Annotated in this window: 13 protein-coding genes; 6 read left to right on the top strand and 7 right to left on the bottom strand. The window is 46.7% G+C overall.

Annotated features, from left to right (window positions below):
* Nucleotides 1-103: 103 nt before the first annotated feature.
* From ACZ2XM_RS07610 to rsmG, 3 genes are all read right to left on the bottom strand, one after another.
* A complete protein-coding gene (locus ACZ2XM_RS07610; protein ID WP_490587795.1) occupies nucleotides 104-1,219 on the bottom strand; it encodes a ParB/RepB/Spo0J family partition protein in 1,116 nt (371 codons plus the stop codon).
* A gap of 102 nt (nucleotides 1,220-1,321) precedes the next feature.
* Entirely contained in the window at nucleotides 1,322-2,110 is a 789-nt protein-coding gene (locus ACZ2XM_RS07605) for a ParA family protein (RefSeq protein WP_490587794.1), read from the bottom strand.
* 401 nt (nucleotides 2,111-2,511) lie between these two features.
* On the bottom strand, nucleotides 2,512-3,153 hold the full coding sequence (rsmG, locus tag ACZ2XM_RS07600) for a 16S rRNA (guanine(527)-N(7))-methyltransferase RsmG (RefSeq protein WP_490587865.1): 642 nt from the start codon (nucleotides 3,151-3,153) through the stop codon (nucleotides 2,512-2,514).
* A gap of 808 nt (nucleotides 3,154-3,961) precedes the next feature.
* Between rsmG and ACZ2XM_RS07595 the strand changes: the two genes are divergently transcribed.
* The 3 genes from ACZ2XM_RS07595 to ACZ2XM_RS07585 all read left to right on the top strand — a co-directional run bounded on the left by ACZ2XM_RS07595 (nucleotide 3,962) and on the right by ACZ2XM_RS07585 (nucleotide 8,792).
* Nucleotides 3,962-6,760: an AAA family ATPase gene (locus ACZ2XM_RS07595; protein ID WP_490587793.1), complete on the top strand. Its 2,799-nt coding sequence runs from the start codon at nucleotides 3,962-3,964 to the stop codon at nucleotides 6,758-6,760.
* Nucleotides 6,761-6,996: 236 nt separating this feature from the next.
* A complete protein-coding gene (locus tag ACZ2XM_RS07590; protein WP_490587792.1) occupies nucleotides 6,997-8,016 on the top strand; it encodes a helix-turn-helix transcriptional regulator in 1,020 nt (339 codons plus the stop codon).
* Between the two features lie 110 nt (nucleotides 8,017-8,126).
* Nucleotides 8,127-8,792, top strand: coding sequence for a TerD family protein (locus tag ACZ2XM_RS07585; protein ID WP_490587791.1), 666 nt, complete (start codon nucleotides 8,127-8,129; stop codon nucleotides 8,790-8,792).
* A 174-nt stretch (nucleotides 8,793-8,966) separates the two neighbouring features.
* Here the strand turns inward: ACZ2XM_RS07585 and ACZ2XM_RS07580 are convergent, their stop codons facing one another.
* The 4 genes from ACZ2XM_RS07580 to aceE all read right to left on the bottom strand — a co-directional run bounded on the left by ACZ2XM_RS07580 (nucleotide 8,967) and on the right by aceE (nucleotide 15,198).
* Nucleotides 8,967-9,944 carry an ion transporter gene (locus ACZ2XM_RS07580; RefSeq protein WP_490587790.1) on the bottom strand — a complete coding sequence of 326 codons (978 nt, stop codon included), beginning with the start codon at nucleotides 9,942-9,944 and terminating at the stop codon, nucleotides 8,967-8,969.
* A gap of 346 nt (nucleotides 9,945-10,290) precedes the next feature.
* Nucleotides 10,291-10,509, bottom strand: a complete 219-nt coding sequence (locus ACZ2XM_RS07575) for a hypothetical protein (protein WP_490587789.1) — start codon at nucleotides 10,507-10,509, stop codon at nucleotides 10,291-10,293.
* Between the two features lie 124 nt (nucleotides 10,510-10,633).
* Nucleotides 10,634-12,343: a 2-oxo acid dehydrogenase subunit E2 gene (locus ACZ2XM_RS07570; RefSeq protein WP_490587788.1), complete on the bottom strand. Its 1,710-nt coding sequence runs from the start codon at nucleotides 12,341-12,343 to the stop codon at nucleotides 10,634-10,636.
* Between the two features lie 23 nt (nucleotides 12,344-12,366).
* Nucleotides 12,367-15,198: a pyruvate dehydrogenase (acetyl-transferring), homodimeric type gene (gene aceE, locus ACZ2XM_RS07565; protein ID WP_490587787.1), complete on the bottom strand. Its 2,832-nt coding sequence runs from the start codon at nucleotides 15,196-15,198 to the stop codon at nucleotides 12,367-12,369.
* A gap of 577 nt (nucleotides 15,199-15,775) precedes the next feature.
* On the opposite strand from aceE, the gene ACZ2XM_RS07560 reads away from it, so the two are divergent.
* From ACZ2XM_RS07560 to ACZ2XM_RS07550, 3 genes are all read left to right on the top strand, one after another.
* Nucleotides 15,776-18,493, top strand: coding sequence for a hypothetical protein (locus ACZ2XM_RS07560; protein WP_490587786.1), 2,718 nt, complete (start codon nucleotides 15,776-15,778; stop codon nucleotides 18,491-18,493).
* A 463-nt stretch (nucleotides 18,494-18,956) separates the two neighbouring features.
* Complete coding sequence (locus tag ACZ2XM_RS07555) at nucleotides 18,957-19,439, top strand: hypothetical protein (protein WP_490587785.1); 483 nt, start codon at nucleotides 18,957-18,959, stop codon at nucleotides 19,437-19,439.
* Between the two features lie 103 nt (nucleotides 19,440-19,542).
* Entirely contained in the window at nucleotides 19,543-21,378 is a 1,836-nt protein-coding gene (locus ACZ2XM_RS07550; protein WP_490587784.1) for an autotransporter outer membrane beta-barrel domain-containing protein, read from the top strand.
* Nucleotides 21,379-21,484 lie beyond the last annotated feature (106 nt).

Raw genomic sequence — 21,484 nt, 5'->3', positions numbered from 1 at the left:
CTGATTGTTTTTATTATGGGTCAGCTCGGTGGTTTGGCAGATTGCTGTTTATGCTTTACGTTTACTAGCTTTCAAGTATGGACCTGACCAGCAAAAGGCCCTGTTAGGCTTTTAAATGAGCAATCAATGCGGCCAGCTCATCTTCACTATGGAAGAATATTTCGACACTGCCTTTGCCGCCTTTCTTTTGCTTTAGCTTGACCGTCGCACCCAATACATCGGATAAACGTTGGTTAAGGCGCTCGATTTCATGGTTGGCTGCTAAATCTTGTTTTTCTTCTTTAGGCTCTGGCTTGAGGATGGATTTGACCAACTTTTCGGCCTCACGTACGGTCAAACCGCCATCAATAATTTTCTTCGCAATAATAGGTTGCTGGCCTTGTGACAAAGGCAATAGAGTGCGGGCATGGCCCATATCTAGCTCATTGTTAGCCAGATGGTCTTTTACCGTATCGTGCAGTTGGTTGAGGCGCAATAAATTCGAGACGGTCGTACGCGCTTTGCCCACCACTTCAGCGATCATGGCGTGACTCATGCCAAATTCGGTATGGAAGCGCTGTAAGGCTGCGGCTTGCTCAATGACCGACAAGTCTTCGCGCTGAATGTTTTCAATGAGGGCGAGCGCAATGGCCAGCTCATCAGATAAGGCTCGCTCGATAGCAGGGATTAAGGTCATGCCGGCCATTTTTGCCGCACGCCAACGGCGCTCACCCGCGATAATCTCATGGGTCACTTGCGCTTGAGTCTTGCTTTCTTTGTCCAGCAGCGGACGAATCACGATAGGCTGCATGATGCCATGTTGTTCGATGGAGGCCGCCAGCTCCGCTAAAGCCGCCTCGCCCATATCACGACGCGGTTGGTATTTACCAGCCTGTAATCGGTCTAGAGCAATCTGCACTAAGCTAATTTGGTCTTCAGCAGGAATGACGGTATCGCTGTCTTTTTTGAGTGCTGCCACAGGCTTGCGTGAGGCTTTGGCTTTGGCAGCACTTGCTTTAGAGGCTTTGGCAGCTACCGCTGATGTGGCTTGTTTAGACTCAGCTGCATTAGCCTCAGTATTGGCATCATTACCATTGAGCAGTGATGGCTTCTCTGGCGCACGCTCGGTGGGCAGGCTATCATCTTGCAACGCTGCCGCTGTGATCTGCTTTTCTTTTTTGATAGAGCCTAGCAGTGCATCTAGACCCCGATTAGCAGCCAACCCTCGTTTTTTCGCCATGATTACCTGTCCTCTAGTACTAACATCTAAATCTAATTGGGTTAAAATGTAACTCAGAGCCGGCGATTACCACGATTTGCCAAGCTACTTTACTGAAATAAGTTACGGTTTATTGTGTGCTGCTGCTAGCCGACGCGTCTGTGAGATCACCTCATTGGCCAGACGCTGATAGGCCTGCGCCCCTTTTGAGCTCTTCTCATAATCCAATATTGTCATACCATGCGCAGGGGCTTCAGCCAAACGCACATTACGAGGAATAACCGTCTTATACATGATATCACCGAAGTGAGCATCGAGTTCATTGGACACATCATTGGCGAGCGTATTGCGCGAATCGAATAAGGTACGCACTACCCCGCGAATATGCAATCTTTCATTCAGCTCTTTTAGCCGCTCGATAGTCTCTGAGAGATCCGCCAACCCTTCTAGCGCATAATACTCACACTGCATAGGGATAATTACCCCATCTGTAGCGACCATCGCATTGACGGTTAATAGGTTTAAGCTTGGCGCACAATCGATGACGACATAATGATAGGTCTCCAAGGTATCCCCAGCGGCAATGGCTGTTTTGAGCAACTCATGGCTATTGACCTGACCCATCAAAGTGATGTCCATGCCGGCCAGCTCTCTGTTAGCACCAATGACATCAAAGCCGGCAGGACTGCTCACGATAGCCTCTTTTAGCGCGACCCCATCTAATAACACATCGGCCATAGTCAGTGCCAAGTCATTCTTTTCTAAACCGGTACCGGTAGTGGCATTGCCCTGCGGATCTAAATCTATCAGCAGCACACGCTTACGTTTGGCCGCCAAACAGGCTGCCAAATTGACCGCCGTTGTGGTCTTGCCTACCCCACCTTTTTGATTTGCAATTGCTAGAATTTCCATACACTCACTCAGTTAAAGCCTTGCTATTGTCATCATATCGTCAAGCCCACCCTATCATTGCGTGGTCTTGGCAGCGAAGTGACGCAGTTATATTTTTGGTATTAATAGTCTTTATTCTGCAAAATTTGTCCAACTTGTACGCTGCAATATCCCATGAGCAGCCCAACTATTGAGCATCCGCTCTGGGGAGGTGCTCTACCCAATACCCTAACCTACTGCAGAGCTCATAGTAAAGATTACCCAATCCTGGCCAGATTCACCAGTAAAATAAACGGGCAGTCTATCTTACCCTAATCTCATCGAACTAGGGCTGCTATTAGCATGGGGGTATGAAACGAAGGCTTATATAGATCGGCCCTGACGCTAGCCGAGTCGGTTAATTATGCTATATAAGCTTGTTATTATTGGGGAAGAAGAGCGACCAAATGGCGAGATTCATTGAGCCGAGGTACGGTCAAGGCTTGGACGGTAATCTGCCAGTGCTCACCCAATTGGGCCAGCTCATCCGCTTCAGGAGCCAGACCTTTCATAGCTTGCAAACTGCCTTGCGGCTGCATACGCGGCGCGGCCAATGCCACAAAGTCGCTTAAGCTTGCAAAAGCCCGTGAGGTTACCACATCGTACTGCTCAGTGTGAGCTTCAATACGCGAGGCAATAGGATTTACATTAGGCAATTTAAGCTCAGAGGCTATTTGCTTAATAAAGCGAATCTTTTTTTGGTTGCTATCCAGGGCAGTACACTGACGCTCTGGCTGACAAATGGCAATAATAACCGCAGGTAGACCCGCTCCGGTACCGATATCCAATAAGGAGCCGGCCGGTAAATGCGGTACCACAGCTAAACAGTCGATGACGTGCTTAATCAGCGCTTCTTTGGGTTGGGTAATCGCGGTCAGGTTATAGGCCTTGGTCCACATCAATAGCTTATCGAGATACAATAGCAACGTGCGCTGCTGCTCTAGGGACAACTCGAAACCGAGCTCGTCGACAGCTTGCGTCAATAGCTTGCTCAGCTCAGGCAATGCTGGGCCTATTTTTACCATACCAGTAGGGTCAGTCAAATCCAAAATAATCATCTCAATGTTAATGCCAAGTTGAACCAAAACGGTCGGGCAGTTTAAAACAAACCAGCTAGCTACTAGGGCGGTAAACCGTTTTTCTTATGCTAATGTGGCTCGTAGTAGCCCGCTAAAAACTACCAGGGCGCTGCTATAAGCGCATCATTTTATCACGCACAGCATATGATGGATAGGTTAAGATGCGGCTATGCCCGTTTCTATTGGCGCAAGCCGACTTTCGGTGTACTCTATACCCTTAAAAAGACGATTAAGCGCGGCTGATATGCTAAAAATCGGTGCTCATGCAATAGGGAATAGGCAAATTTAAAGACATAATAAATGAGGCCAAGAGCTGCCGCTATATCAATGCTAAGACTGCAAAAAATGTCTTCTAGTCGCACACTATCAATTTTAAATCAAAACCACTACGGCAGCAGCTATATAAGGGTCATGATGAATATATAGCTTATTCCTCAGAACTATCTCAAAGTTATTTCAAGGCTATCCCAAGATTATATAGACCGACCCCCTATAAATAGCCCCTGTTTAACCCCATAATAAGACCCATAGGCTAGATTTACACCCTGCTAATACAAAGTTAATAATGACTTTTTTAACCTATTGGCTTGATACCATTTAGCCCCAACTTACTTTTTAATGAATGTCTGCGTTTTTAATCATTCAATAGCACCTTCATTCAAGGCGCAATCCTTAGTTGGATTGGGCGGACTTCTGAACACACTTGGTGAGACCCTCGCCTCACTTTTGGTAGACATGCATGACGACAGCGAATATGACCTCAAAAAACAATAATTTAGTTAGTGACAATGTAGTTAGTGACGATGTTGCTAAAAAAACCGTCGCTAAAAAGCCAGCCACCACTACTGTAGCCCCTGATGATAGCGTCAGTACGAAAAAAGCCACTGAGAAGAGCAGTAAAAAGCAGGCGCGTTTATTGGCGGCAATGGACGAAACTATGCTGCCGACCAATGTGGCTACCCGCTGCCTGCTCACCCCGCAACAATTAAAGCGTCGCAGTGATCCGTCGACGTTGCCCAAAACTACCGATAATGCGCAGCCATTGAATATCGAATATGGCCAATCGCGCGCTATTAAAGCTATTAAGACCGCGCTGGGTATCCATGCTAATGGCTATCACATCTTTGCTGCTGGCGAAAATGGTCTGGGCAAGCGTACTTTGATTATGCGTATGCTCAGTCAAGTCGCGGCGAGCCAGCCTACTCCGCAAGATTGGGTCTATGTGCATAATTTTAAGACCCCACGTACCCCTACTTCGATTGCGCTGCCGCCGGGAGAAGGCGATCGTCTCAAGAGCGTTATGGACGAGCTCTGGCTCAATGCGAAAAAGCGCCTGAATCAACGTTTTCGCAGTGATGGCTACCAAAGTCAGATTGAGCGTATCAAAAACCAGACCCATCAGGAAGAAACCAAGGCCTATGAAGCTTTGGATGCAGAAGGCAAACAGTACGATTTGACCTTAAGCTTTCGCGAGTCTGATAATAAAGCTGTTTTTGTACCAACGGATAAAATGGCTGCAGCCGACGCGTCAGCACAGGATGCTAATAGCCAAAATACTAAATCGATGTTGCACAGTACGCAATCTTTAACTGCGACTAAGTCTACGCAAACTACTAAAACGCAGAAAACTAAAACCGACAAGGCTCATGCTAATACGGCAGCAGCAACGTCTCCACAAACCGCGGCCATCACTCCTGACTTGCATCAAAACCATATGCATAAGCGCCTGAATCAATTGACGATTGCTTTAGAGCAATTGGAAGATGAGGCCAATAGTGCTATGGAAGCGCTAAATCACAGCGTGGCCACTCGTGCGCTTACGCCGCTGTTTGCTGAGGCGAAAGCACACTTTCAAGACCTACCCACCGTGAGCAGCTATTTAGACACGGTTATGGCCGATATGGTCACCCATGTCGAGCATATCGTGAATGGCGATGATGAAGCCTTTCGTGCCGCCCCAATGAGCACATCGCCCAGTCGCTATGCGGTCAATGTCTTGGTTTCTAGAACGCCAGGTAGCGGCGCGCCCATGGTCTTTGAAGACTTACCAACGCATCTAAATTTACTGGGTCACGTTGAGCAGATTACCCAGCTGGGCACCGTAATGACGGATGTCAGTATGGTTCGTGACGGCTCGCTGCACCGTGCCAATGGCGGCTATCTGCTGCTAGAGGCCAGCCACTTACTTGAGCACCCGTATGCTTGGCAAGGGCTTAAGCGTGCGCTACAGTCCAAGCAGATTAAGCTGTCGAGCTTGGAGCAGATGCTCACCTTGACGGGCAGTCTGTCGCTAGCACCGGAAGTGATTTCACTAGACGTCAAAGTGGTCCTTATTGGTGAGGCCGATCTCTATTATGAATTGCTAGAACTTGAGCCTGAGTTTAATGCCGTATTTAAAATACGCGCAGACTTCCATGATGAAGTGCCGCGTTGCCCTGCCGCAGAACAAGCCATCGTCGGTAGAATGGCAGATATGATTAAGGGCGCTAAGCTATTGCCTTTTGATAACCAGGCTCAAGCGGCTATTTTGGATCATTTGAGCTTGCAAGCCGAAGATCAAAACAAGCTGAGCTTACATAGCGACCGCCTGATCCAGCTGTTACATGAGTCCAATCGCCATGCCAAGCTGCAAGAGCAGGCCACCGTGACCAGTAGCGATGTCCAACAAGCAATCGCCGATATGCATGAGCGCTCAAGCTACCTCAAAGAGTTGTATTGGCAAGAGCTTAAAGAAGGCCAGCAGCTCATCGATACCAAAGGCAAAGCCGTCGGTCAATTAAATGCTCTCACGGTAATCAGTTACGCCGACAGCGAATTTGGGATGCCGGCGCGTTTGACGGCGTTGATTCAGCCAAATATTGGGGCGGGCGATATCTTAGATATCGAACGTGATGTCGAATTGGGCGGCAGTTTACATGCCAAAGGTATGCTAATTATGACCAGCTATCTGCGCGCGCTATTTAGTCAGCATCATGCATTGAACTTTAGTGCCTCGCTTGCCTTTGAGCAGAGTTATGCCCATATTGATGGCGATAGTGCTACGCTGAGTGAGGCCTGCGCCCTACTCTCTGCCTTAGCAGATGTGCCCATCAAACAAGCCTTGGCTATTACCGGCTCGATGAATCAGTTGGGCGAAGTACAGGCCGTCGGCGGCATTAATGCAAAAATCGCTGGCTTCTTTGATGCCTGCCGCGAGCAAGGCTTTAATGGCAATCAAGGGGTGATTATCCCTGCCGCTAATATCTCGCAACTGATGCTGCCGGAAGAAATTATCGCAGCGGTAGCCGCAGGGCAATTTCACATCTATGGCGTTTCTAGCATTCATGAGGCGTTGGCTTTGCTGAGCGATATGCCAGTCAGCATCCTAACCAAAAAAGGCAACTATAGTAAACGCTCTTTATTTGGTAAGATTATCCGCCGGTTGCGCTCTTGGGAAGAAAGCGATGAGGAAGAGGATGTGGGTGATGAGCCTGCAGAGGCGGCTCCAGCAAAGACTTCGCCCGCCCCAAAGCGCGTCATTAAAAAACCTATTGCTAAAGCGCCGCAACCTTAGGGCAGCTGCGCCGTTTTAGGCTAGCTGTGGTTTACTATAGGGTAAGCACGGTATGGATTTTGACTGGATGGGACGCTACAGTGACCTTGAGCATTGATAAATAGCGGTGCTTTTTTGACTGAAACCTGCTTATAATATTGCACAATTAGCTAACATTATTTTTTAGACTTTTTATCTTTTTTTGGCTGTATTCTCGCGTAAATTACTGACCGCCAACCACCTAAAATAAGTAGACTATGGATAACTCATCGACGACGCATGGTGCCGCTACGACCGCCCGCCAATGGCAAGTGCTCTCGCAATTAGAGCGCGGCCGCTGGATAGGTACAGCACAAATCTATGATCAGCTCAATATGGCCGGGTTTGAGGTGAGCTTGCGCACGGTACAACGTGATTTGAATGCCTTGGCAAAGCGCTTTCCGATCGAAAAGAACAATGCCAACCCGCAAGGCTGGCGCTGGCGCGAAGATGCCCCGCTACAAAGTCTGCCGCATATGAATCTTTCGCAAGCCGTAGCGTTCAACATGGTTGAGGCCAATCTTACTCAGCTGCTGCCTCCCGCTATTTTGGACGAGTTATTCCCTTGGTTTGATTTGGCCCGTCGCCAGTTAAAAGACAGCAAAGTCAGCCACACTTGGCTTGACCGCGTACGTATAGAGCCGGCGACCCAACCACTTATCGCGCCCCATATCGAGCCGCAGTGTAAAGACAATATCTACCACGCCCTCTTTCACCAGCAGCAAATCCTTGCCGCCTATACTAGACGCAATCAGCCCGAGCCCAGTGAGTACTTACTCAACCCTCTAGGCATTGTGCAACGTGGCGTGGTGATTTACTTACTGGCCTCGAGGGTCGATGATGCCGAAGCTATTATTCGTACCTTTGCGCTGCACCGTTTTGCGAGTGTCGAAGTACTTGAGCAAACTGCCATTACCCCAGAAGGGTTTGATTTAGACAGCTATCTGGATGCGGGCGGTATGGGCTTCTCACATTCTTTATTTACCCAACTGCCCAATCGCGGCAAACAAACTGAAGTGAGCTTACGCTTTAATCAGTCGGCGGGTAAAAGCTTGACCGAAAGTCAGCTGAGTCCCGACCAAACGGTAGAGATGCATGAAGACGATACCATGACCATCACAGCGACTATCAACCTAACCTCCCAGTTGGTCTGGTGGTTGCGTGGGTTTGGTAAAGGGCTCGTCGATGCCAAGCCAGAGTTGCTATTTACGGCCGTCAAGCAAGATGCCATAGTCTAGACTCGTCTGCACTTTGGTTAATTTGCTGAGTTTATTCATTATAACTCGCTGCTTTATAACTTACCGTCACCCCTATTCGTATAAAAATTATTTAGCTTTTAAGGAATCTCATGTCAGATGTAGCGACCGCCAGCTCATTAGCCCTTTTATCCAGTCCGCTAAGCGCTTTAAATCTTAACTCCGATACGCTGTACTATGGGCTAAACTTCAAAGCCACCCAGGCGGTCCTGCCTGGGATGATGAATAGACTGCGTAAAAATAAAGGCGATATGGACCTAGACATTGCTTGTGTTCTTTATGATAAAAAGTGCAATCTGGTCGATACCGTTTGGTTTAAATCGTTACGGGATAGCAGTGAGTCTATACGCCATCAAGGCGATAGTTTGAATGGCAAAGACCGTGGCATGAACGCTCTTTATGAAGGCTCAGTAGACCCTGAAATTATAGAGCTGCGTCTCAATGCTGTGCCCTCTTATGTGACGCATATCGCTCTAGTATTGACCTCTTACAAGGGGCAGCCGTTACGTCGTATTGAGGCAGGCAAGTTGCACTTAAGCGATGATGAAGGCAACCCTGCTTTTGAAATAGACTTAAGAACATTGCCGGCGAAGTGTAATGGCCTATGGGTCGCGCATCTGCGCCGTGAAGTCGATGACTGGCATCTCACCTTACAAGTCTTACCCACTGATAGTAATGATATTCCTAAGATAGCGGCTTTTGTGAGTGCTGAGCTGGCGCGCTCTTTACCACAACCTAGCGTAGGCCGCGCTTTGTAGCCTATACGCTCTCTATAATTTAGCTTAACTTTAGAGCAGAGTAGCTATAAACAAAATAGCTCATAAAAAACAAAATAGCCCATAAAAAATAAGACAGGCCATAAAAAAAGGAGATGGGACTTAGCCCCTCTCCTTTTTTATTTCTATCACGCTGATAATTTATTCTTTAGCGGTTTATAAATGCTCGCCACAATGCGGACAGTAGTTTTTCTTACGCAGCTCTCGCTCGCGATTCTCTAGATTCTGCTCACGAATAACTTGTAAGACAATATCCTGTGCCTGCTCTTTATCTAAGCCTAGCTCCTTACGCATGGCCTCTATTTGCATTTGGTTTTGCACCACATCGATGTCGCCTTCGAGTAATAATTCGCGAAAACGCTGCTCAAGCTCTTCTTTACGCTGCGAGAGCTCGTTCGCTAAACCAGTGGCGAGAATACCGGCTGGTAAAGCTGCTAAACCTACCCCTAAGATAGTAATAACAGCGCCCAGTATTTTACCCGTCGTCGTCATCGGCACGACATCACCGTAGCCCACTGTGGTTAGCGTCACGACTGCCCACCACATCGACTGCGGAATGGATTCAAATTCTTGCGGTTGTGCTTGGTTTTCTACCAGATAAATCCCGCTAGCTGCAGTGACAATTAAAATAAGCAGAATGAAAATAACCGCTTGGAATGACCCGCGCTCTTTATTTAACACCACCAATAAAATACGCATTGACGCGAAATAGCGGGTCAATTTGAGCAGGCGGAAGAGACGAAGGATCCGTAAGAAGCGTAGGTCAATCGAGACGTAGAAGTTGATAAAGGCCGGTAAAATAGCGATTAAGTCAATCAAGGCATCGGGGCTTTTCATCCATTCCCAGCGCTGACGCCAACTGCGTTTCTCTAAATCGCGTTCTGCAATCGACCAAAACCTTAGTAAATACTCGATGCTAAACACAATGATAGAAAAGGTTTCAAACCACGCAAACAGTTGCTGGTTGGGATAATACCAAGTATCGACCGATTCTGCGATGACGGCAGCGACGTTGGTTAAAATCAATAGAATTAGAAAGTAATCAACGTAGCGACTCAACCAAGAGTCATGATATTGGTTCTGCAGATTATTGAAAACAAAACGACGTAGATTATGAATGTAGTGAGAAATCATACCATTCCTAAGCTTGGAGAAAAAACGCCGTCAATGCAAAAAGTCACTAGTTGAGCGAACTTAGCGACGACCCTAGCTGAGCTAGTTTTGAAGAATAAAGGCGCTATTATGCCATAATCACCCTTACTAAGCGGGGGCTTTTTATGAACGGCCGTTTACTGGTGGGGTTTTATGCAGTGAGGTTGCCTACATAGAAGTTTGAGATATCACCTTAACTTAGCCTACGCTTTCGACCAGTATGTGACTCAACCTATGCCTTGATAGCCGAATTTTAATAGCTACTTTTTTAATAGCCGGACTTTTGATAGCTATGTTCTTAATAGCGGGAATGAGCCTAATGGAGCAATTAATCAAAAGCCACACAGACCAGTAATAATGCCAAGAGCATAAAAACGACTAGGCCCAATTGAAAGCCATGATTAACTAGAATAGGGTGCATCTTCCGCTCTGGTCTTTGCAATAGCGGCGCATAACACTCAGGACAGCGATGATCGTCTGTGGTCAATATATCGAGTTGCAGGGCATGTTGACAGCGTGCGGGGGAGTTACTACAGTAGCCGGTCATAAAGAATTCGATATAGGATAGTAGAAAATATTAATGCGCAATCAGTAGTTATGACCACGACATAAAAAAGACCATCCACTGATGGTCTTTTTTGTAGGACTACAGAAGGACTAAATGCTAAAGCTTATAGCAAAATACGTCTTGGATCGGCCAACAACTGCGCCACATAACGAGTAAATACAGCGGCATCCGCACCATTAATCACGCGATGATCATAAGATAATGACAGCGGCAACATCAGACGAGGCTCGAAAGTCTGCTGCTGAGCATTCCAACGCGGCTGCATAGTCGCTTCAGAGACGCCCATGATACCGACTTGTGGCCAATTTACTAGCGGTGTAAAGTAAGTGCCACCAAGATTACCTTGACTAGAAATAGTAAAACTAGCCCCTTGTAAATCTTTAGCGCTCAGCTTCTTATCACGCGCTTTACCGGCCAGCTCACCAATCTCAATAGCCAATTGCTTAATGCCTTTAGCGTGAGCATCTTTAATCACAGGGACAATGAGGCCATCATCCGTAGCGACAGCGATGCCCATATTGACTGACTTTCTAAGGATAACCTGTGAGTTGTCATCGCTTAAGTGGCTATTAAACTTCGGATGCTGCGTTAAAGCATACGCTGTGGCCTTGACGATGAACGCCAAGATAGTTAAGCCAACACCTTGTTTTTTCAGGTCGCCTTTAAGCTCACCACGTAAAGCTTCGGTATCCGTAATGTCTGCTAAATCAAATTGCGTGACTTGCGGCAGATAAGTGTTGTAGTTGAGCTGCGGGATAGAGACTTTCTGTAGACGGGTTAAGTCAATCGTTTCCGTCTCACCCCAAATCTCTGTTTTACTCATATCTGGCAAGGTTGGCAGACCAGAACGGGCAGCACCAGCAGGCGCGGCCGTAGCCGTTTTACCCGCCCCATTAGTGATATTCGCTTTGACATAGCCAAAGACATCTTCTTTCACGATACGTGCGTTACTAGCCGTACCTGCTACCTGCGTGATATCAATACCGAGCTGACGTGCTAACTTACGTACGGCCGGACCGGCATAGACGTCGGCTAATTTTTCATTAACCTGCGTTTCATTGAGCTTCTCAGACGCTTGCGCAGGCTTATCATCAGCTTTAGCAGGGGCAGCCTGGGCCGCTGGCGGTTTAGCTTCCGTCGTCGCAGCAGGCTTAGCCTGTTCTTGCGGTGCCTCTGCAGGTGCTTTGGCCTCAGTAGACGCAGCAGCTTCACTACTTACAATCACAATAAAGTCTTGGCCATTGGCAACGGTATCACCATTGGCGACCAAGATTTTTTCGACTTTACCAGCTACAGGAGCAGGTACTTCGACCGAAGCTTTATCCGATTCAATCAATAAAATTGACTGATCTGCGGTGACAGTATCACCAACTTCAACCATGATTTCAGCGACTTGTGCTTCATCCACCCCAAGGTCAGGTAAGGCATAAGTTTGCGGCGCGGCTGCCGCAGTAGGAGCCGCTTGCTCTTGACTGGCAGCAGGCTTCTCTTTCTCTACCGCTGGTTCTGCTGCTGCAGGCGCTGCTTCTTGCGCAGGCGCAGCTGCATTTTTGTCTTCTGCAGTATCAGCAACAGCGTCCGAACCCTCTTCCGCTTCTAACGTGATGAGCAGTGTGCCTTCGCTCACTTGATCACCTACGCTAATAGCAATGCTGACGACCTTACCCGCTGCACTGCTGGGCACTTCGACAGACGCTTTATCGGACTCTAATAAGACAATGTTATCGTCTTTAGCGATGACATCACCAACACTGACCATAATTTCGCTGACTTCGGCGCTGTCCACACCCAGATCTGGCGCTTTGATTTCCATGTTATCTCTCCAATTCTGTGTGGTTATTCTTTGATGTCGCTATCGTCTAATAGTGTGGCATCCGCTTGGTCCTCGGCACGACCTTCACTGCTAATCTCCTCGTCGTCTTCTTCGACGAATTCTGGCACAGGATGCGGACTAACCTTATCAGGCGCTGGCGCATCTGGAGAATGATCATGGTAAGGCTGTGGCTGCCAAGCTGGTGGCTGATCGACATCGATATCAAAGCTAGTGATAGCATCTTTGACCAGACGCATCTCTACTTCACCTTCATCCGCTAAACGTTTTAAGGTAGCGACGACAATGTGCTCGGCATCTACGTTAAAGAAGCTGCGCAATTTCTTACGGCTGTCTGAGCGGCCATAACCATCAGTACCTAACGTGGTATACGGACGGCTGTCTGGCAACCAAGCACGGATTTGCTCGGAGTACATACGCATGTAATCCGTAGCGGCGACCACGATACCTTCGTGTGGTGCTAGCTGTTCAGTGACCCAAGGCACTCTCTCTTCTTCGAGCGGATGCAGACGGTTGTAGTCATCACACGCCATACCATCACGGGTCAACTCGTTAAAGCTGGTGACGCTCCAGACGTTGGCATTGATATTAAACTCGTCACGAAGAATACGGGCAGCTCGCTCTACTTCACGTAAGATAACACCTGAACCTAGCAGCTGTACTTGTACGCCGCCTTCTTTATCGCTGTTATCTTCAAGCAGATACATGCCGCGTTTGATACCTTCTTCAATACCTTCACGCTCTGGCATCGCTGGCTGGTCGTAGTTTTCGTTCATTAGCGTAATGTAATAATACACACGCTCGCCTTCGCCATACATACGGCGTAGACCATCATGCATAATGACTGCTAGCTCGTAGCCATAGCAAGGGTCGTAGCTAACACAGTTTGGCACAGCGTTGAACAAAATTTGTGAATGACCATCTTGATGCTGCAAGCCTTCACCGTTCAGCGTAGTACGACCCGCAGTAGCGCCTAATAAGAAGCCTTGTGCCTGGCAATCGCCGGCAGCCCAAGCCAAATCACCCACGCGCTGGAAACCAAACATAGAGTAATAGATATACAGCGGAATCATCGGCAGGGCGTTGACTGAATAACTGGTTGCCAAGGCAATCCAAGCACTCATAGCACCGGCTTCGTTGATGCCTTCTTCTAGCATATGGCCATCTTTGGCTTCTTTATAGCCCATCAAGGCTTCGCTATCTTCTGGAGTATAGACCTGACCACCCGCAGAATAGATGCCCAATTGACGGAACATACCCTCTAGACCAAAGGTACGCGCTTCATCCGGTACGATAGGGACTACGCGGTCTTGAATGTCTTTATTCTTCAGCATAGAGGCCAATAGACGCACGAAAACCATCGTGGTAGATTGCTCTTTACCTTTACTGCCCTGCAAGACGCGGTCAAAGATAGACAACTCAGGGATAGTCAAAGGAATATGACCACTACGGCGATTCGGTAGGTGACCGCCTAGTGCCTCACGACGACCTTTTAGGTATTTCATCTCTGCCGAGTCTTCGTCAGGACGATAGAACGGTAGGGTTTCTAACTGCTCATCGGTGAAGGGCAAATCAAAGCGGTCGCGGAAATATTGTAGCGCCTCTTTATCCAACATCTTAATTTGGTGCGCTTTATTCACCGCTTGTGCCTGTGCAGACAAGCCATAACCTTTCACAGTTTTCACTAGGATAACCGTAGGTTGACCTTTGGTCTTCATGGCTTCGCTAAAGGCGGCATAAACTTTAATAGGGTCATGACCACCGCGGTTTAAACGGGCAATCTCTTCGTCAGACAGCTTATCTGCCATTTCTTTCAATTCAGGGTATTTACCAAAGAATTGCTCACGGACGAAAGCAGGATCGCGCGCTTCATAGAGCTGATACTCACCGTCGACCACTTCATCCATACGTTGTTTAAGCACACCCGTATGATCGTTCGCCAACAGATTGTCCCAATGACCGCCCCAGACGACTTTAATCACGTTCCAGCCTGCACCGCGGAATACGGACTCAAGCTCTTGAATGATTTTACCGTTGCCACGTACTGGACCATCTAGACGCTGTAAGTTACAGTTAATCACCCAGATTAGATTTTCTAACTTTTCACGGCCCGCCAATGAGATAGCGCCCAAGCTTTCTGGCTCATCCGTCTCACCATCGCCTAAGAAAGTCCAAATCTTACGGCCTTCTTCTTCTAACAAACCACGGTTAATCAAATAATTATGCACGTGAGCATGATAGATAGACATGATGGGACCCAGACCCATCGATACCGTTGGGAACTGCCAATAGTCTGGCATCAAATACGGATGCGGATAGCTCGATAGACCTTTACCACCGACTTCACGGCGGAAATTCACCAACTGATCTTCGGTTAAGCGACCTTCTAAAAACGAACGCGCATAGATACCTGGGGCTGAGTGACCTTGATAATAGATCATGTCACCACCGAAGTGATCGCTAGCGGCACGGAAAATATGGTTAAATCCCGTCTCATAAAGGGTAGCACTAGAGGCAAAAGTCGCCAAATGACCACCAAGGTCGTCATCATTTTGGTTGGCGCGCATGACCATAGCCAAAGCGTTATAACGCACTAGCGCCCGAATTTTGCGCTCAATGTGTACGTCACCTGGATAGGCCGGCTCGTCTTCTACAGGAATAGTGTTAATGTAGGCGGTATCAAGGCGGTTAAAAGGGAGTCCTTCTTGGACGGCCATATTATACAAGGCCTTTAACAGAAACTGAGCCCGATCCTTATCAGCATGTTTGATGACCGATTCGAAGGCATCCAACCATTCTTGGGTCTCAGAATTGTCGGCATCCTTGTAATAATTCATAATATTTGTCCTTATTGTCGATAGTAATAGCACGTCCATGCCAGCCAATGATTTGGCAATTGCAATTAGATTAATGGTTAGCTCAATGATAAGCTAGAAGTGTAGACTTAAATCATATTGAACAAATAAAGTATGGAGCAACTAGAGATGCGAAACATCTTAGTTAAGTGTGCGGTGTGAATAGTATAACCAGTTTCGCAGAGCTTACCTATCTCCTCAACTAAATGACAACGAATCTAACATTTTGTTATTAAATACAAGGGTAATTTTTGAACGGCGAGTCTTTATTAATTTAGCATAAAAAATTTTGTGCTTAAATTACCAATCATAGCCATAAATCATTGATTCATCGAATTTTTAGAACATTGGCTTGATTTATCTATAAAATAGCGACTACCTCATTAGATAGCTTTAAATATTTAATGACCGTAAGTATCCAGGTCTATTAGAACAAATTCTTATAGCAACGATATGGGCTACCAAGATTGACTGTGCCATTTTGCCGGCAGCTTAGCCCTTGCGTAAATGTAGGAATTTAATTCTATTTATTAGCTATCATAGAGTTGTCGGAGTGAGTATGGGGCAAGTGCGCAAGTCAGCAGGAATCCAATCAGGATTATCCCGCTTAATTAACTACCACGTTTATATTGGCTTGTGCTTGCTAGGACTGTTTTTTATAACGCCTGCTTGGGCGCTAGACAACCCTCTTTCTGAGTCGGCCTATCAAGGTTGGCAGACGGGTGTTACGGCGACTAGCCCTACTTACACCTTTCCGGTCATTCAAGATAGTGGCAGACCAGTCACGTTGACGGCACAGGCTAATTCGACCGGTAGCTTTGCCAGAGTGCTGACGGTCAATAATCCGCCAGCAAATTCAACGTCATTGGGTCGTTATTTCTTATTGAATATGGATGCTAATAACCGCACGGCAACTGGGATGGTTTCCTTTGGCTTTAGCACTCCCGTCACCAATTTAAGCTTAGCGGCTTCTGATATCGATTCTAGTAATTACTGGGACCAGGTAACCGTCTATGGCATTAATAGTGAGCTGTCTGCGACGACTAAGATTGTCCCCGTGGTGAACGGGCGTTATAGCGCTAGTGAAGTCACTACGACCAGCTCAAATAGTGCTTTGATTATCCGTACTGCCAGAGCCAATACTAGCACTTCCATTCTTCTAGACCCCAAGCATACCCAAGGCTTTACTTTTAATCAGGCCGTTGACCAAGTCTTTATTGAGTATGGCAACTACACTCCTAATGGCACGACTACCGTACCAAACGGTCAGTTAATTCGTCTGACTATTGATGCTTTAACCGTACCCGCGCCCCCCGTTACTCCAACAACCAGCTCCTGCCCAGCAGGCGATAAAATGTATTATATTGGGCAAAGTCCTCCCGCTAATGCTACCTTCCTACCTCTAGCTTGGACAGCCGGTCAGCCTAGTAAGAATTTTACCTTCACCGATGCCGCTGCGGGCGATAAAGTAGTAAGTATTAACTTTCCACTTTTGACTGACCTAGCACCCATAAATGGTACGGTTTCGCCTTTTTTTGGCAGTATTACAGATGCCACGGCTAACGCTATCAACCTTGGTCATACTTCTTCAACTACGGGTATTAATCATAGAATTGAAGTTAGTATCAATAGACCCGTCTCTAAAATGGGCTTTGTGGCTCAGGATGTAGATTCAGCGACCAATTCGCCACCTGCCTATATTGAGCGAGTGGACGTGTCTGCTACTGGCGGCAAATTAACCGCACTCACGGCCTTTCATAGCCTCAATGCGAATTTCGATATTGCCACTGCCTTATCGGGTAAGAACTGTGGTCTAGGGCAGTGTCCTGTTACAGTAACTTGGGGCTATAAAGCGGCGAATGCCCCATTTAGCTTGACCCATAGTAACGTAGCATCCGTTAATAATGCCTCAGCCCATGCGTTAGGCTACTCAGACTTTTACTTTTGCCTCGCCCCGCCGAGAGTTATCTTAACTAAAAAATTGGTGGGCACTAGAGCAGTCGCTAGCGATCAGTTTGCCTTATCTGTTGCGCAAACGGCTGCCCCAAAGACCATCATCAAGACTTTTACCACGCAAGGCGCTACGGATAAGATTACGGAAGGTACGGAGACTTCGGGCTCAGTCACTCTAGAATTGAATAAACGCTATACCCTAAATGAGACTATCGTAGGGGCAGGCTCATTAAACAGTTATACCAGCCAATATAGCTGCCGCAACCAAACGCTAGGCAGTAAGACCGTCCTACCTGTTGACGCTACCGGCACTAGCTTTGAATTGGCGAACCTCAATTACGGTGATGAGATTACCTGTGAGATTAGCAACACGACGAATGCCTATATTAAAGGCATTGTCTTTCACGATATCGGTGCCAAACAGCCGCATGCCAACTCGACCATTAGCGCAGGCAGCGTTTCTCTAGCAGATGTCAATCTAGGCGGGATAGATACTGAGACCCCTACAGCTAATAATGCCAATTATTTTAATGGCCTGTATGACTCTAGCTTACCTGAGCCTGGCATCGCTGGCGCGACTATCCGTCTGTATGCGGGCAGTTGTGACGGCAATACTTTTGCCACTCCGCTAGACATCAATAATGGTGCGACGGTTATAACGACAGACAGTACAGGACGCTATAGTATAGTCATCACTGAAAATATCAAGCAACAAGCGGCAGCTAAAAATGGCCAGCTTTGCTTAGTAGAGACCAATGCCAGTGGCTATACTATTGATAGCTCAGAAAATAAAAAAACTATTGTGCTCAATACCGTGACGCCTGCCAGCAGTTTTGATTTTGGCGACGTCCTGCCCGCCTATCAACCTTTAGTACTGCGTAAATACCAGTATGCGCATGATTGCAGCAATGTGACCTCTAGCCTATACCAAACGCCGAAAGCTAGTGGCACAACTGCAGGCTTCACTACCAACCCTATTACTGATATCAATCCTGAGCGCTGTATTGCCTATTACATAGCGGCTTATAACCGCGGTAATTTACCGTTAACCGCCATCAGTATTACCGATAGTGGCCTTATAAGTGCGGGCTCAACGTCTTATCTATATGTGCCTGCGCCCCAAGCGGTTTATGGTACAGCGGCTTTGAGCACTAATAAGACCGCTAGCAATGTGATTGATGCGGCTAATCGTAATAACCCTGCTGTTTATAATGCTCAGCATGTGGCTAAAGATATTTCTAGCATTACCGTAGCCACTATGGCCAAGCAGGAAGTCATAAAGCTTTGGTTTAATACCGTTTTTAGTAAAGGCGCTAGCAACTGATTAATTCGGCTAATAGACGCTCATTATCCTAGCTAATAAGTTAATTTTAAAGAGAATTTGGGGGCTGCCATTGATACCTATTTATCGGTCAATGGTCGCTTTTCAGTATTTATTTATTAGGCTATAATGCTATTCTCTTTTACGTTAACTGTACAAATGTCTTTTGCACAGTATTGCTAGCTCTAGCAGAACCTGTTATTTGTCCACACATTTCTACCATTTTTTTATATCGTCCTTTGTTTAACGCTAGTCTGTAGCTGGTGTTACGCTGCGCAGGGCGCTAATGGAAAGCAGAGTCCGCTTTTCAGTAGTTAGCCAGATTTTTAGTAATTAACCTGCTGTTTAGTAATTAATAATGTTGAATCCCTAAAGTCTAACCGCTGGTATTTGGCTCAATACTATCGCTGTTATTCTATCTGTCAGATGAGTGATAGATGCTATTGACCCAGATTGGAGAATTTCTATGTTCGGTAAGACCAACCAAGCTCTTTTGACCAGCGTATGCCTAATGACAGCGCTATCGATTTCCCCAGCCCAAGCGGCTCCTGCTGATCCCGTGCAGGTTAAATTGACGGCGAATGAAGTGGTCAAAGACAGCAAAGGCGTTGAGCAGTTGCGCAATATCGGCTCATTAAATGGTAAAGAAATCGTGCGTTACAGCGCTACCTATACCAATACCTCAAACGGCGCAATCAGCGATATGGCCGTTACCCTCCCTATTCCAGCCAACATGAGCTTCAATGGTGCTGCTTCCCCTAGCAGCGCGCTCGCTTCAATTGATGGGGTTAACTATCTGCCTATGCCGTTGACGCAAGTCATCGATGGCAAGACAGTAAAAGTACCTTATTCTCAATATAAATCATTACGTTGGCAGATCAAGCTGCTGCCAGCACGCAAGTCCGCTACGGTCACGGCTGACACTCAATTGGACTTAACCAAGTCTTAGTCAGCACGGTTAGTTAGCTTAGTCTTTCTTTAATCTCAACCGTCCCACCAATTGCTGCATTTTCAGTGCGGCCTATCCCCGTGCACCTTTAGGAACTTAATATATGAAAATAACCACCCAGTTAACTTATCTGGCCAGTGCCATGACCGTTGGCCTAATCGGTTTGGCCCCAGCCAGTGCAGCAGCACCAACTACGGGTACCCAAATTACCAACTTTGCTACCGCCTCTTATCAAGTGAACGGTACGCTAGTAACGACGCAATCTAACACCGTCCAGATTACTGTGGGCGATGCACCAAGTTTTGAATTAACGCAAAACCAAGAACAGACCATCAATAAAAACACGGGTGAAGTGACTTTCACGCACACCATCAAAAACACGGGTAATACTGACGATACCTACACTTTAGCTATCTCTAACAATACTGGCGATCAGTTAGATTATGAGAAGTTTACTATCTATCCTGAAGACCCTGCTAACCCGGGTCAACCGAAACTTGATGCTCCTATTGTTGGCAATAAAATTACCGTTGCTGCAGGTAACAGCACTAAGTTCTTTATCGTAGCGAAAGACGATAATATCGGTACGTTTAAAGATGGCAATACCGGTAGTATCACGGTTGAAGCGACTAACAAAACTTTAATCAAGCAAACCAACCAAGATACGGGTGTCATCAAAGCCTCTAACTTAGTGATTGCGAAATCTGCCACAATCACGCTCGATAAAGCTACGATTGGCTCGGCTGAAAACAATGACGAGATTACCTATAGCATCAAGTTTGGTAACACCAGTACTAGTACCGCTGCTGACAATGTCATCATCGTAGATACCTTGCCTGAAGGCGTCACTTACGTTGCTAATTCAGCAAAAATCGATGGCACTGCAGTAGCTGCTAGCAACTTGACTATCGTTGGTCAAAAGATTGTCTATAAGTCTGGTACGGTTGCGGCCAATACCAATACTACTAACGCTCCTGCAGGTACCTTAACCTTTAAAGTTAAGGTTACTGACGAAACTAAAGCCATCAATAACGTGGCTGCTATTGGTAGCGATGTGAACAAGGACAATATTATTGATGAGGCGACACCTGCTACCAGTACGGTAACTACGCCAAATGGTCAAACCAAAATCACGGGTACTATTAACGAAAGCCTGACTGATGATTACTCAGATGCACAAATCATCCCTGGCAATGTAGATAGAGACAACCAAATCACTAAAGAAGTCATTATCACGAATGCTACTTCTAGCAATGCGACTTCTGGCGCAGGCAATGTACAGCTAGCAGACACTACAGTGACTTTTGAGGTTTATGTTCATAATACCGGCAACCTAAGCACCGACTTTGATTTGGCTATCGATACCAATCAAACGCAAGCGGGTCAATTAACCAATATTACTTTCCCAGCTACTACTGGTGATATTGCTCCAGGCGCTGCACAGAAGGTTACGGTTACAGCGATTATTCCTGCTGGCACTATCTTACAAGACAATCAGAACTACCCTGTCTCTATCAAAGTGACCCCTAAAGGCGCAATGACTTCTGACAACGTTCAGTTGATCGTGAATGCGCAAAGAGCCTTAGAATTGCTTAAGCGTCAAGCGGTTATTAAGCCGGTATCTGGTCAAAGCTGTTCTACAGTAGCCAACCAAGCTGCTGGTAAATACAACGATGTAGCCATCTCTAAAGCGGCGCCTGGTGATTGTATTTTCTACCAAATCACCGCGACTAACTTCTACCCTAGCACTATCAGCAAGATTATCTTAAGCGATACTCTAAACGCTAGCGTATTAAACAACTCAACGATGGCTATTAGCCCGGTTTCCACTAAAGGCACGGCTTCTTTTAATAGCACGGCTGTGGTCACTACCGAGTTTGACCTTGCTACTAATGAGTCTGCAGTATTGACCTTTACTCGTCAAATTAACGCTAACTAAGCACTCCTTATTTTAGTAGGGCTTTAGTTTAGTGAAGCCTTATTTTAGTAAAGCTTTAGCTTAGTAAATTTAATTTAGTTCGTAATTTTAGGGGCTATGAGGATAT

This window comes from Psychrobacter sp. CoH-33_TS_01, from assembly GCF_058189395.1.
Note: the sequence above shows the minus strand (reverse complement) of the source record. Positions and strands in the feature narration are given on the sequence as shown.